This is a genomic window from Tenacibaculum litoreum (assembly GCF_964513915.1).
GTDB lineage: Bacteria > Bacteroidota > Bacteroidia > Flavobacteriales > Flavobacteriaceae > Polaribacter > Polaribacter litoreum.
This window is the reverse complement of sequence record NZ_CAZEQS010000004.1, coordinates 835,759-848,545: the sequence shown is the minus strand read 5'-3', so window position 1 is coordinate 848,545 and position 12,787 is coordinate 835,759. Positions and strand designations below refer to the sequence as shown.

Below are 12,787 nucleotides of genomic sequence, written 5' to 3'. Positions count from 1 at the left end.
ATGCCCTAATTGTTGGGGATATCAAGAATACGATGAGCAGTTTCCTGAAAGAGAATTATGTAACTGTGAAAAAACAAACTAAAAAGACAACTTTAAAATAGTAAAATTATGAGTACAAGAATTGAAACTTTAAATCCAGAAACCACAACAGGAAAATCAAAAGAATTGTTTGATGCAGTTCAAAATAAGTTAGGGTTTATTCCAAATCTAATTAAAGTAATGGGAAATTCACCAGCACTTTTACAAAGTTATTTAAGCTTGGGAGAATTAAACGGAAGCGGGAATTTTTCAAACAAATTTAGAGAGCAATTAGCATTAGTTATAGCAGAAGAGAATGAATGTAACTATTGTTTATCAGCACACACAGCAATAGGAAAGAACAATGGTTTATCAGAAGAAGAAATTGAACAAAACCGACAAGCGGAGGCTTCTGATGCTAAAACCAAAGCAGGTTTAAAATTTGCACAAAGTGTTACAAAAAACAAAGGAAATGTAAGTTCAGCAGAAATAGATGAGGTAAAAGCAGCAGGATATAACGACGGAGATATTTTAGAAATCGTATTAAATGTTGTAGCCAACACTTTAACAAACTATGTAAATCACATAGCAGAAACTGAAGTTGATTTCCCAAAAGTAGAAGCAGGAAAATTCACACAAAATGCATAAAAAACGAATAGCTCTTGTAGCCTTATTTACAAAGTGTAGTTACGGGGTTTTAGGTTACAGAGCTATTCATCTATAAAAAGTAAAACCATAAAAATCAATAAAAATGAAAAAAGTAGTAGCTATTTTAGTATTATTAGTTGGATTTGCATTTACTGCAAATGCACAAAAAGCAAAAACAATTTCTTTAGAACAAACAAAAGGAAAATTTACTCAAAAATCGTTAACCCTTTCAGAAGGAACCTATGTTTTTGAAATTTCAAACAAGAATGTAGGACACGATGTAGGGTTTGTATTAGCGCCTAAAGGAAAAACAGAAGAAAAGCACCATATAAAAAACGCATATGTAACTTCTTTAGTAAAAAATAACAGTAAGTCAAGTTCTAAAAAAGTAACCTTAACAAAAGGAGAGTACGTTTACTTTTGTCCGCTTAATCCAACACCACAATACACTTTAACAGTGGAGTAGTATCTAAAATTGATTAATAATAGAAAAAGAGCCCCGATACAGGGCTCTTTTTTATTTCTTTTGATAAAATAAAGAAGCCTTTATTAAGGTCTAGCTTCTAAAATAAGGTTAAAAGGGTTTTGAGTGGCTAGTCTAAACTGGGTAAACCCTCCTCTGGTAGCAACATCTTCTAATCTTTTTTGTCCTGCTTGAGCTCCTAGCGCAAGTCCAACTTCTTGGTTTAAAGAACAAGGAGTACAAATAGTAGTTGAAAAAGCATAGAAAGCACGTCCAACAGGATTTAGGTTGTCTTTTAATTCGTCATTTGCAAAAGGTTCAACAATCATACAAGTTCCATCTGGTTTTAAGGCACTTTTTACGTGTCTACAAGCACCTACGGGATCCCCCATATCGTGTAAACAATCAAAAAAACAGACAAGATCATAACCTTTTCCTGGAAAATCTTTAGCGGTGGCTACTTCAAAAGAAATATTATCAACTCCAGCTTCTTTAGCTTTTTCCTTTGCTTTTTTTATGGATTCACCATGAAAATCGTAACCAACAAAAGTAGAATTTGGAAATGCTTTTGCCATTATAATGGTTGAAGCAGCATGACCACATCCAATATCGGCAACTTTGGCACCTTCTTCTAACTTTTCTACCACTCCATCTAATTCAGGTAACCAATTTTGAATTAAATTTCCTTCATAAGAAGGGCTGAAGAATTTTTCGGTACCACAAAATAAACAGGTGTTATGGTCTCCCCAAGAAATTCCTTCTCCAGTTTTAAAAGCTTCTTCTACCTTAGGTTCGTCATGGTATACAGAAGCAACAGCATAGAACCCTCCAGTCATAAAAACAGGGCTCTTACTATTACCAAAAACAGCCGTTTGTTCAGGGGTCATGTAAAAATTATTATTGTCGGCATCATACTCTATATATCCGGAAGCAGCTTGAGCAGCTAACCATTCCCTTACATATCTTTCTGAAGTATTTGTTTTTGCCGCTAATTCATTAGAAGATAAAGAATCAGATTCTGAAAGAGATTTGTACAATCCAAGTTTGTCACCAATGGTAACAAGAGGTCCATTAGCAGCGGCTCCCATTTCAGTAACCACTTTGCCTAATAAATCGTGTAATTTAGTTTCGTTTAGTTCCATAATTAACAGTTTAGTTATTTTTAAATCAGCTAATGAGCATCAATATGTTAATTATAAAAAGTACAGAAAGACAGTTAAGAGACTCATTAGTTACATGAGGGAGAAGAAACTAAGTAAGTGTTTTAATTTGAAATAAACAAAGGAAAACCCCGCTAAGTAACAGGGTTTTTTTACTGTTTTTTTAATAAAAAACTATGGTTTATTCAACGCGTGAAAACATGCTTCCTAATCCGTCGTAATTATTATCGGAAATTTCTAAGACGTTAGGTTCTGGAAGTCTAATAATTCCTGAGAGTATAATTCCAGAAAGTTGTTGGTCACCTGATAATTGTATAAACCTTTCTTCTTTATTTGAATAAATAGCTTTTTTCATTGTTAAAGTATAGGTGCCTTTTAAAGTCTCTTTACCGTTTTCGATAATTGAAAACTGATAGTTTTTTTCTAAGGTAAGCTGTACTTTTTTACTAAGTGTTTCAGGAGTTTTATGAATATGGTTACCAAAACCACCATCGGTGTTGGTCCAATTCCATGTACCGACCAAATCGGAATTATCAAATTTGTTTATTTGGCTAGAGGCGCACGAAATTAATGCTAAAACGAATATGTAAAGTAGGTTTTTCATGGTGAGGGTTTTTTGTTTACTCTTTTATTTTTTGTTCTCTTCCAATTAGAAAATATAAAACAGCACCAAAAAAGTTAGCTAATAAAACAACGAGAATCCAAACAATTTTATTGTTTCCTTTAAACTCACTTTTTAAGATATCAACAAGAGCAATAATTGTTGGTAAAATGCCAAGTAAAATAATTAAGATTAAAATTAGTTGCCATACTCCAATCATTCCTAAATAAGTCATTACAATAACAATTTTTAAATACTAAAAATAGTAAAAAATAACAGAAATAAAGTAAAAGTGTTTTCTTTCAAGTTCTACTTTGGATAACAAAAAGAAAAACGTCATTAAAATTTCTATAAAAGATGTTTTAATGACGTTTTAAAAAGTATGGGAAATGATACTATTTATTCATAATATCTTCTATTTCGTCTGCTTCAATAGGTATGTTACGCATTAAATTAAATGGTTCACCTGTTTCTTGAATAACTACATCATCTTCTAAACGAATACCAAAACCTTCATCAGGAATATAAATACCTGGTTCTACTGTAAATACTTGATTTGCTTGCATTGGCTCATGTAATAATCCGTAGTCATGAGTGTCTAACCCCATGTGGTGAGAAGTACCGTGCATAAAGTATTTTTTGTATGCTGGCCAATTTGGATCTTCATTTTGTACGTCAGCCTTGTCTAATAAACCTAAACCTAATAATTCTGAAGTCATTAATTTACCAACCTCTACATGGTAATCAGCCCAAAGAGTTCCAGGAACTAACATTTTTGTAGCATCATTTTTTACACGGTTTACAGCATTGTATACAGCTTTTTGTCTGTCAGAAAAACGACCAGAAACAGGTATGGTACGAGTCATATCAGAAGAATAGTTTGCATATTCAGCTCCAACATCCATTAATAATAAATCACCTGCTTTACATTGTTGGTTATTTTCAATGTAGTGTAAAACGTTAGCATTGTTACCAGAAGCAATAATTGGCGTGTAAGCAAATTTCTTAGAACGATTTCTAACAAATTCGTGAATAAATTCTGCTTCAATTTCATATTCCCAAACACCAGGTTTTACGAAATCTAATACACGTCTAAATCCTTTTTCAGTAATATCACAAGCAGTTTGAATTAAATCAATTTCAATTTGATCTTTTACTGAACGTAAACGTTGTAAAATAGGGTTACTTTTTGCTACTGAATGTGCAGGATATTTGTTTAATAACCACTTAGTAAAACGTGCTTCACGAGTTTCAGTTTCAACATTAGCACGATAGTGTTCGTTAGTATTGATATAAACAGTATCGGCTAAAGCCATCATTTCAGCTAATACTTTTTCTAAGTCTTGTAACCAGTGTACGTTTTTAATACCGCTAGTTTCTAACGCTTTTTCTTTGGTTAGTTTTTCTCCTTCCCAAACAGCAATATGCTCGTTAGTTTCACGTAAAAATAATACTTCACGTAAATTTTCTTTCGGACAATCAGGAAATAAAATTAATATACTTTCTTCTTGATCAACTCCACTTAAAAAGAAAATATCACGATGTTGTTCAAAAGGTAAAGTGCTATCTGCACTTACAGGATAAATATCGTTTGAGTTAAAAACAGCTAAACTATTTGGCTTCATTTGAGCCATAAAGTTTTTGCGATTTTTTATAAATAATTGACTGTTTATTGCGTCGTACTTCATAATGATTCAATTAAATTGATAAGATTCCCTCAAAAATACGGAAAGAAACTGTGCAAATATTAGCCATTTGGCGCTAATTTATATTTTTTCGAATTCTACTCATATGTCGAGTAGAAATTCCTAAAAATGACGCTAAATAATGTAGTGGAACTTCTTGAAGTAATTTGGGTTCGTTTACGAGTAGCTTTTTATAACGTTCTTCAGGAGTTAAAGTCAGCAGGTCAATACGGTAATCATCAATTAAAAAAATTTGATTTTCTATAAAGTTATAATAAAATTGATGAAAGGCTTTGTTGTTTTTCATTAGTTGTTTAAAGTCATTAATCTTTAATACCCAAAGTTTACAGGCGCTTAATGCTTTTATATTTTTTGGTGAAGGAGTTTGTTGTAAAAAGCTCTTTAAGGAAGAAGCGAATCCATTTCTTAAAGCTAAATAGGTGGTTTTTTCTTGTCCAGAAACGGTAACAGCGTATTGTAAAATACCACTTTCTACAAAACAGAAATAACGACAAGCTTCTCCTTTTTTCACTAAAAATTCATTTTTAGATAAAGAGAGCTCTTTAAAACAGTCAATAACTTCAGGAATTAACGTGTTTAAGTTTTCATCATTTATGATGTTTTGTATGCGCTGTGTAATAGCTTTTTTAGAAGCGTTCATTTATGGAAATAAATTTTAGCTTAAAAGTATAAAAAAAGGATGCTTTTTACAGCATCCTTTATAATAATTTATGTTGGTGAGTTATTCTAACTCAACAGTTCCCATATCTGTATTTTCTCCTAATACTACAGTAACTTCTTCAACTGTTTTAGCAGTTAATCCAGAAGCTTCGTCAGGAGTAAAAGTTACGCTATAAGTACCAGCAGGTACTCCGTGTAACATAAACTTACCGTCTTCATTTGTTAAGGCAGTTATAGCTTCTTCAGTACCAGAAACAGCACTAACTTCCACTTGATATTCAAATGGGTTTACCATTCCAGAAATAGCACCAGAAGCAGCTTCAGTAGTAACTCTAATAGTTGGTTTTAAACTATAAGCACCATTACCTTCAACTACGATTGATTTATCAACCATAAAGTCTAAGATAAAAGTATACTTTACACCGCCAACTAAATCTTGGTGTACGTTTAATTTTAATCCTGATTGTTGCGCGCTAGGGGTTGCTAATGGATACGTTTCTCCATCTACCACAATAGAATTGTTTTCACCTAAAACTAAACGAATTTGACTAATTTTACCAGCAGGAATTTCAGTGTCTACTAATAAAGCGTCAATTCCACCAGTTAACTCAAGTAAGTTGTATACTTGTGGAGTAACGTTTCCAAGGCTTTGCCAACCATTTTCTTCGTCTCCAGCGTTAATCATTACGTCCTGTACGTCGATGTTTACTTCATCGTAATCTCCAGGAGCGTCTACTAAGCGAACTGCTACTTGAGACGTTTGGGGGTCGTCACTAGAACAGCTAACAAATGCGGTAAAAAAAGTTGCTAATGCAACTAGTAATAAAACATGTTTTTTCATAATTATTGGTTTTTGTAATACACATTAAATATAACAATATTTATACCAAAATATTGCTTTGCTTAATAGGTGAAGTTCTAAAACTGCTGATAACTAATGAGATAAATTTGCTATTGAGGTGTTTTATTACTGTTTCTCCTATTACGGTTGTTTCGTTTTCTAGGAGTATGTTTTTTAGCGTCTCCAGAAGTAGTTGTAGGTTTCTTTTTTTTGGACTTAAAAGGCTTTTTAGAAGTCTTTTTTTCAGTATGTTTTGGTTTTGTACGTTCTGTAGTTACTTCGTTTTTTATAGTAGATAAATCAAAACCTTCCAATTCAGAAATAGTAATTTTTTGCCCTAATATTTTTTCGATACTCTTTAAGTAAGTCTCCTCTTCTTGAGCTACTAAAGAAATTGCTTCTCCACTTGCACCGGCTCTTCCTGTTCTACCAATTCGGTGTACATAATCTTCAGGAACATTAGGGAGTTCAAAATTAATAACGTGTGGTAATAATGGAATGTCTAATCCACGCGCAGCAATATCAGTAGCTACCAATACTCTAATAGAATTGTCTTTAAATCCTTTTAAAGCTTTGGTTCTTGCTCCTTGGCTTTTGTTACCATGTATGGCTGCAGCAGAAATTCCTCGTTTAACTAGTTTTTCAGTCAACCTGTTAGCACCGTGTTTAGTTCGAGTAAAAATTAATACTTGGCTCCAGTTTCCTTTTGAAATCAACTGACCAACTAATTCGGTTTTCTTGCTTTTCGGAACTTTATATAGTTTCTGATTTACTTTTTCAGCAGTTGTATTTTCAGGAGCTGCTTCAACCATCACAGGATTGTGTAAAATACCTTGGGCTAATTTTTTTATTTCTTTTGAAAAAGTAGCTGAAAACAATAAGTTTTGACGCTTTTGAGGTAAAAAAGAAATGATTTTTTTTATATCTCGTAAAAAACCCATGTCAAGCATTCTGTCAGCTTCATCTAAAACCAAAACGTCTACACGTTTTAAAGAAAGTTGATTTTGCTCGTGTAAATCTATTAATCTACCAGGAGTAGCTACTAAAACATCAATTCCGTTTTTAAGTGTTGCTATTTGAGAGCTTGGTTTTACTCCGCCAAAAATAGCGGCAGATTTAATATTTAAATGTGCACTGTATTCACGTACATTATCATAAACCTGAGCTGCTAATTCTCTTGTAGGTGTTAGTATCAATGCTTTGATTGGACGATATTTTGGATTCTTTTTTTCTGATATATTCTGTAAAATAGGCAAGGTAAATCCTGCAGTTTTTCCCGTTCCGGTTTGTGCAGAAGCTAATACGTCTTTGCCTTCTAAAATAACTGGAATTGCTTTTTCTTGAATAGGAGAGGGGGTTTCGTACCCTTTTTCGGTTACAGCTTTCACTAAAGCTTTTGATAAACCTAACGATGTAAATGTCATATATAATTCTTCAGTAGTATCTAAAGAAGACACTACTATGAGCCAACAAAGGTACTGCTATTTATTGGGCTTCGGCTATAAATAAAAAAGACGCCTTATTAAGACGTCTTTTTTTAAGTTTTAGTATGTGTTTAACTTTTAGCCATGGCGCTTTTAATTACACCAACAATAACTAGTAAAACAGCTCCACCAACACCACTGGCTGCAATGTTACCGATAATACCAGAAACATCAACATTTAACATTCCTAGTAATTGAGCTCCTAGGCCTCCACCTAAAATCCCAACGACAGAGTTCCAAAGGGTACCTAAAGAATACTTTTTTAACAAAGCACCGGCAAGATTACCACCTACTGCTCCACTTAATAAGCTAATAAGAAATTCCATAATTTATAATTTTTGATTAGTTAATTGGAATTAAAGTAAGTGAAAAATAACGGATAAAACAAATAAAATCAGTTTGTTATGGTTTTCCTAAGTGGAATAAAGCATCTCCCATGTTAATAATTGGAAAGTTATTTTTAGCAATGATATAGCCGTCATAAGGAGATTTTACAGAAAAATTTGTTTCTCCATAGGTATCCATTATATGTCCTAAAATTTGTCCTTTTTTTATTTTTTCACCATTATGAACAATAGGAGTGAATAAGCCTGCGACTTTAGCTCTAACCCATTTGTGTTTATTAATGTGTATTGAAGTTGGATTTTTAGGTATTTCTATACTTTCTTTTACCATTTTAAAGTGTTTTAAAATACGAAGCGTTCCATTAATACCTTGTTGAATAGCTTTTTCTTCTAGTCTTAATGATTCTCCTCCTTCATATACAATTACAGGAATATTGTTTTTATAACATTGATTTCTAAAAGATTTCGGAATAAGTTTAGAGCCAAACATAAAAGGAGCATTAAAAATATTGGCTAGCTGAAGAGCTCTATCATCTTCAGGAGTATACCGTATTTGTGGAAAGTTGTTTCGTTGTTCTCCTCCAGTATGAAAATCAATAGCAAAATCAACATTATTCGTAATTTCTTTCATTAAGTAATATGCCATTCTACTTGCTAAAGAACCTGTTTTTGAACCAGGAAAACTACGGTTTACATCTTTACCATGCATGTCTCTCGACATATTTAAAAAACCAAACACATTTAACAAGGGAACTACGATAACACAACCTCGGTGAATTTTGTACGATTTGTCAATTAACATTCTTCTAACTAATTCAACACTGTTTACTTCGTCTCCATGTAAACCACCCTGTAGTAGAATAGTTGGGCCTAATTGATCACCATTAAAAATATACACAGGAATTTCTATAAGAGTGCCTGTAGGTAATCTATCAATAGGGATCTTAATTAATTTAGATTCGCCTAAACCAATTTTTTGTCCGCGAATTTCTATGATTCCGTTTTTAAAACTTTGTTCGAACATTTTTCTTCTAAAAATTTAACTATGGCTTTGGCAATATTATCTTTGGTATATGCTTCAATTCCTTGTAAACCAGGAGTAGAGTTAACTTCAATTAATAAAGAGCCTCGTTTTGAGCGTATCATATCTATTCCTGCAATAGGTAGTTCTAAATATTGAGCAGCTTTTATGGCTATTTCTTCTTCTTCAGGAGTTAAAGTAACCTTATGTCCGCTACCACCTTTATGAATGTTGGAACGAAAATCACCCTCTAGTCCTTTACGTTTCATAGAAGACACCACTTTACCATTTACAATAAAAGCACGAATATCTTCACTATTACTTTCTTGAATAAATTCTTGTAGTAAAATACTGGTATTTGTTCCGTGCATGGTGTCAATAATAGACATAGCTGACTTTTTGCTTTCAGCTAAAATAACACCAGAACCGTGTGTTCCTTCTTGTAATTTAATAATGACAGGAGAGCCACCTAATAAATCTATTTGTTCACTAATATTTTCAGGATCAACTGAAAAAACAGTTTGTGGAATAGGAAGACCATTCCGACTCATTATTTGTAAAGTACGGGCTTTGTTTTGTGCATTAACAATACCTAAATAACTAGCGGTACTGTAAACTCCATTCAATTCAAATTCTTTTACAACTGTTGCTCCGTGTTTCATTGCAGAAACACCTATTCGAGGAATAATAACATCAGGAATATCAATAATGTTTTTACCCTGATATATAATGGCAGGCTTACCATCGCCAAGTTTTATAGAACATTTTAAATGATTTATAATTTCAACTTTATGTCCACGACGACGAGCTTCTTTGTATATCCTTTGTGTTGAATAAATTTGGTCACTAACAGAAAGAATAAAAATAGTCATAGCCTAAAAATTTGAGGTTAAACAAAGCTAATAATTTTTTTGTTTGACAAGAGCTTCAAAAAGAAGTCTCTCAATATTCTGTTAATTTTTTTGAAATAGTATTTGCTTACAGTATTTTCACTTCTTCTAAACCAAATTATAATGAGAATCTTAGCCAAAGTTTTTATCGCTTTATTTCCGTTTACAGTAGTTGCACAGCAGCCTACCTCTGCAGAAAAAATACAACAAACTTTACAACAAAAGGAAGTATTAATTACAAATTCTACGGTAAAAAACATACCGTTTAAAAGTATTGGGCCTACAGTAATGAGTGGGCGTGTGGTGGATATTGATGTAAATCCAGAAAACACTACAGAGTTTTATGTAGGATATGCTTCTGGTGGAGTATGGCATACCAATAACAACGGAACAACATTTACTCCAATTTTAGATAATTCTCCTACACAAAATGTAGGTGATATTGCTGTAGATTGGAAAAGTGGTACAATTTGGGTAGGAACAGGAGAAAATAATTCTTCTCGATCATCTTATGCAGGAATTGGAATTTTAAAATCTACTGATAAAGGTAAAACTTGGACAAATGTAGGTTTACTCGATTCACATCATATTGGACGAATTTTAATCAATCCGAAAAATCCAGATGAGGTAATCGTTGGTTCTATTGGTCATTTATACTCATCAAACAATGAAAGAGGAGTTTTTAAAACTTCTGATGGAGGAAAAACATGGAAAAAAACCTTATTCATTGATGAAAATACTGGAGTTATTGATATTCAACCAGTACCGAACAACTTCAATATTTTATATGCTGCTGCTTGGGAACGCGAGCGTAAAGCATGGAATTTTGATGGAGACGGGAAAAATTCAGCAATTTATAAATCGACTGATGCTGGAAATACTTGGACTAAAATTTCTGATAACAATGGTTTCCCTAATGGAGATGGAGTAGGGAGGATTGGTTTAGCAGTATATGATGAAAACACGGTGTATGCTTTTCACGATAGTCAATTCCGAAGAAAAAAAGATTCTACTAAACAGGTTAAAGGTTCAGGAGCTTTGACAAAAGAAGAGCTTGCATCAGTTTCAACTGATGAACTTTTGAATATGAAAGACAAAAAATTAAATTCATTTATAAAAATGAATGGTCTTCAAGAGAAATATCGTGCAGAAAATGTTAAACAAATCATTCGTTCAAGCCCAGGAGAAATGAGACCAAGTGATTTAGTTGGTTACTTAAAAGATGCCAATGCTGCATTGTTTGATACTCCAGTAATAGGAGCAGAAGTTTTTAAAACAACTGATGGAGGAAAAACATGGAAAAAAACACACGAAGGATATTTAGATGATTTATACTATTCGTATGGGTACTATTTTGGAGAAGTTCGTGTAGATCCACAAGACGAAAACGGAATTTATGTATTGGGAGTTCCTATTTTAAAATCGAAAGATGGAGGAAAAACATTTACATCTATTAGTAAAGAAAATGTACATGCCGATCATCAGGCTTTATGGGTAAATCCTAAAAAACAAGGACATTTAATTGATGGAAATGACGGAGGATTAAATATTTCATACGATGATGGTGAAAGCTGGATTAAATTAAATCAGCCAGCAGTTGGTCAGTTTTATACTGTATATGTTGACAATCAAGAAAACTATAAGGTGTATGGAGGAATGCAAGATAATGGGGTTTGGGTTGGAGACCATAATGCTAAAATTGATAAAAGATGGCATCAAACAGGAAAGAATCCTTATGAAAGTTTAATGGGAGGTGACGGAATGCAAGTTGCAGTTGATGATAGGAATCCAAACATTGTATATACAGGTTATCAATTTGGAAACTATTATCGAATTGATAGAGCAACAGGAAAACAAACCTACATTCAGCCAAAACCAAAAAAAGATAAACCAGCATATCGATTCAATTGGCAAACACCTATTCAGCTATCAAAACACAATCAAGATATTTTATATTTAGGAGGAAATAAGTTACACCGTTCTTTAAACAAAGGTGATGATTGGGAAGAAATTTCTGGAGATTTAACCAAAGGAGAAAAAGAAGGAAATGTTGCTTACGGAACGTTAACTACAATTTCTGAAAGCCCATTTCAGTTTGGATTAATCTATGTAGGTTCTGATGATGGATTGGTACAAGTGACTAAAAATGGAGGAGGAAGTTGGGAGAAAATTTCAAACTCTTTTCCACAAAATTTATGGGTAAGTCGTGTAATAGCTTCAAAATATAAAAAAGAACGTGTTTATGTTACGTTAAACGGGTATCGTTTTGATGATTTTACACCATATGTTTACATGTCTGATGACTACGGAAAAACATGGAAAGAAATAAGTAGTAATATTCCGACTTCTGCGGTAAATGTGATTAAGGAAGATCCTAAAAAAGAAAATGTTTTATACTTAGGGACTGATAATGGATTATATGTTTCTTTCAATCAAGGTTCAACATGGGAAGCTTTTAGCAACGGATTGCCAAATGTTGCAGTACACGATTTAGTAATCCAACCTAAAGCAAAACATTTACTAGTAGGAACGCATGGACGTAGCTTATACAAAGCAAATATTACTTCTTTACAAGAATTTGATAACAAAGAGGCTATTTTCAGTATTAAGGACATTAAGAAAAGAAAATCTTGGGGTAGTTCTTGGAGTAAATGGTTAGAACCAAATACACCAAAAATTACAATTCCGTTTTATGTAAGTACAGATAATGAAGTTGAGTTAGAAGTATATTCAGATAAAGTTTTGGTAAACACTATAAAAACGAATGCAACAAAAGGGTTTAATGAAGTAGTGTATGATGTTTCTTTTTCTGAAAAAGGAAGAAAAAAGTATTTAAAGAAACACAAAGATGCTGAGATAAAAAAAGCAAAGAACGATAAATACTATTTGCCAAAAGGAAAGTATAAAGTAACGATGAGTGAGTTGAATCAAACATTTGAAATAAAGTAGTT

The 12,787-nt window shown here is 32.7% G+C and carries 13 protein-coding genes; 3 read left to right on the top strand and 10 right to left on the bottom strand.

Translation table 11 applies throughout. The annotated features are described in order from the left end of the window. Positions 1-108: 108 nt before the first annotated feature. Both ACKTTR_RS15375 and ACKTTR_RS15370 read left to right on the top strand, forming a co-directional pair. Positions 109-666 (top strand): carboxymuconolactone decarboxylase family protein, encoded by a 558-nt coding sequence (locus tag ACKTTR_RS15375; RefSeq protein WP_408028664.1) that lies wholly within the window; start codon positions 109-111, stop codon positions 664-666. 103 nt (positions 667-769) lie between these two features. Continuing rightward, positions 770-1,132: a cupredoxin domain-containing protein gene (locus ACKTTR_RS15370; protein WP_073182403.1), complete on the top strand. Its 363-nt coding sequence runs from the start codon at positions 770-772 to the stop codon at positions 1,130-1,132. 83 nt (positions 1,133-1,215) lie between these two features. Here the strand turns inward: ACKTTR_RS15370 and ACKTTR_RS15365 are convergent, their stop codons facing one another. From ACKTTR_RS15365 to ACKTTR_RS15320, 10 genes are all read right to left on the bottom strand, one after another. Next, on the bottom strand, positions 1,216-2,271 hold the full coding sequence (locus tag ACKTTR_RS15365; protein WP_408028663.1) for a class I SAM-dependent methyltransferase: 1,056 nt from the start codon (positions 2,269-2,271) through the stop codon (positions 1,216-1,218). Between the two features lie 199 nt (positions 2,272-2,470). Continuing rightward, on the bottom strand, positions 2,471-2,893 hold the full coding sequence (locus ACKTTR_RS15360; RefSeq protein ID WP_408028662.1) for a hypothetical protein: 423 nt from the start codon (positions 2,891-2,893) through the stop codon (positions 2,471-2,473). A 16-nt stretch (positions 2,894-2,909) separates the two neighbouring features. Further along, positions 2,910-3,125: a PLD nuclease N-terminal domain-containing protein gene (locus tag ACKTTR_RS15355; protein WP_408028661.1), complete on the bottom strand. Its 216-nt coding sequence runs from the start codon at positions 3,123-3,125 to the stop codon at positions 2,910-2,912. A gap of 160 nt (positions 3,126-3,285) precedes the next feature. Then, positions 3,286-4,578, bottom strand: a complete 1,293-nt coding sequence (locus tag ACKTTR_RS15350; RefSeq protein ID WP_408028660.1) for an aminopeptidase P family protein — start codon at positions 4,576-4,578, stop codon at positions 3,286-3,288. Positions 4,579-4,651: 73 nt separating this feature from the next. Further along, the gene (locus ACKTTR_RS15345; protein WP_408028659.1) at positions 4,652-5,236 is read right to left on the bottom strand and encodes a Crp/Fnr family transcriptional regulator; all 585 of its coding nucleotides are present in this window, start codon (positions 5,234-5,236) and stop codon (positions 4,652-4,654) included. 81 nt (positions 5,237-5,317) lie between these two features. Next, the gene (locus ACKTTR_RS15340; RefSeq protein WP_408028658.1) at positions 5,318-6,097 is read right to left on the bottom strand and encodes a DUF4382 domain-containing protein; all 780 of its coding nucleotides are present in this window, start codon (positions 6,095-6,097) and stop codon (positions 5,318-5,320) included. Positions 6,098-6,207: 110 nt separating this feature from the next. Then, complete coding sequence (locus ACKTTR_RS15335; RefSeq protein ID WP_408028741.1) at positions 6,208-7,521, bottom strand: DEAD/DEAH box helicase; 1,314 nt, start codon at positions 7,519-7,521, stop codon at positions 6,208-6,210. Between the two features lie 131 nt (positions 7,522-7,652). After that, complete coding sequence (locus ACKTTR_RS15330; RefSeq protein WP_408028657.1) at positions 7,653-7,907, bottom strand: hypothetical protein; 255 nt, start codon at positions 7,905-7,907, stop codon at positions 7,653-7,655. A 76-nt stretch (positions 7,908-7,983) separates the two neighbouring features. Continuing rightward, positions 7,984-8,949: a succinylglutamate desuccinylase/aspartoacylase family protein gene (locus tag ACKTTR_RS15325; RefSeq protein ID WP_408028656.1), complete on the bottom strand. Its 966-nt coding sequence runs from the start codon at positions 8,947-8,949 to the stop codon at positions 7,984-7,986. After that, positions 8,916-9,818 carry a RimK family alpha-L-glutamate ligase gene (locus ACKTTR_RS15320; RefSeq protein WP_408028655.1) on the bottom strand — a complete coding sequence of 301 codons (903 nt, stop codon included), beginning with the start codon at positions 9,816-9,818 and terminating at the stop codon, positions 8,916-8,918. The genes ACKTTR_RS15325 and ACKTTR_RS15320 overlap by 34 nt, the downstream gene beginning before the upstream one ends. A 141-nt stretch (positions 9,819-9,959) precedes the next feature. Between ACKTTR_RS15320 and ACKTTR_RS15315 the strand changes: the two genes are divergently transcribed. Continuing rightward, complete coding sequence (locus tag ACKTTR_RS15315; protein ID WP_408028654.1) at positions 9,960-12,785, top strand: VPS10 domain-containing protein; 2,826 nt, start codon at positions 9,960-9,962, stop codon at positions 12,783-12,785. Positions 12,786-12,787 lie beyond the last annotated feature (2 nt).

What these genes read in the sequence shown, in the direction of transcription:
- ACKTTR_RS15315 (WP_408028654.1), top strand. Translation starts at nt 9,960, where the DNA reads ATGAGAATCTTAGCCAAAGTTTTTATCGCTTTATTTCCGTTTACAGTA.
- ACKTTR_RS15375 (WP_408028664.1), top strand. Translation starts at nt 109, where the DNA reads ATGAGTACAAGAATTGAAACTTTAAATCCAGAAACCACAACAGGAAAA.
- ACKTTR_RS15355 (WP_408028661.1), bottom strand. Translation starts at nt 3,125, where the DNA reads ATGACTTATTTAGGAATGATTGGAGTATGGCAACTAATTTTAATCTTA.
- ACKTTR_RS15330 (WP_408028657.1), bottom strand. Translation starts at nt 7,907, where the DNA reads ATGGAATTTCTTATTAGCTTATTAAGTGGAGCAGTAGGTGGTAATCTT.
- ACKTTR_RS15350 (WP_408028660.1), bottom strand. Translation starts at nt 4,578, where the DNA reads ATGAAGTACGACGCAATAAACAGTCAATTATTTATAAAAAATCGCAAA.
- ACKTTR_RS15360 (WP_408028662.1), bottom strand. Translation starts at nt 2,893, where the DNA reads ATGAAAAACCTACTTTACATATTCGTTTTAGCATTAATTTCGTGCGCC.
- ACKTTR_RS15335 (WP_408028741.1), bottom strand. Translation starts at nt 7,521, where the DNA reads ATGACATTTACATCGTTAGGTTTATCAAAAGCTTTAGTGAAAGCTGTA.
- ACKTTR_RS15370 (WP_073182403.1), top strand. Translation starts at nt 770, where the DNA reads ATGAAAAAAGTAGTAGCTATTTTAGTATTATTAGTTGGATTTGCATTT.
- ACKTTR_RS15320 (WP_408028655.1), bottom strand. Translation starts at nt 9,818, where the DNA reads ATGACTATTTTTATTCTTTCTGTTAGTGACCAAATTTATTCAACACAA.
- ACKTTR_RS15325 (WP_408028656.1), bottom strand. Translation starts at nt 8,949, where the DNA reads ATGTTCGAACAAAGTTTTAAAAACGGAATCATAGAAATTCGCGGACAA.
- ACKTTR_RS15340 (WP_408028658.1), bottom strand. Translation starts at nt 6,097, where the DNA reads ATGAAAAAACATGTTTTATTACTAGTTGCATTAGCAACTTTTTTTACC.
- ACKTTR_RS15365 (WP_408028663.1), bottom strand. Translation starts at nt 2,271, where the DNA reads ATGGAACTAAACGAAACTAAATTACACGATTTATTAGGCAAAGTGGTT.
- ACKTTR_RS15345 (WP_408028659.1), bottom strand. Translation starts at nt 5,236, where the DNA reads ATGAACGCTTCTAAAAAAGCTATTACACAGCGCATACAAAACATCATA.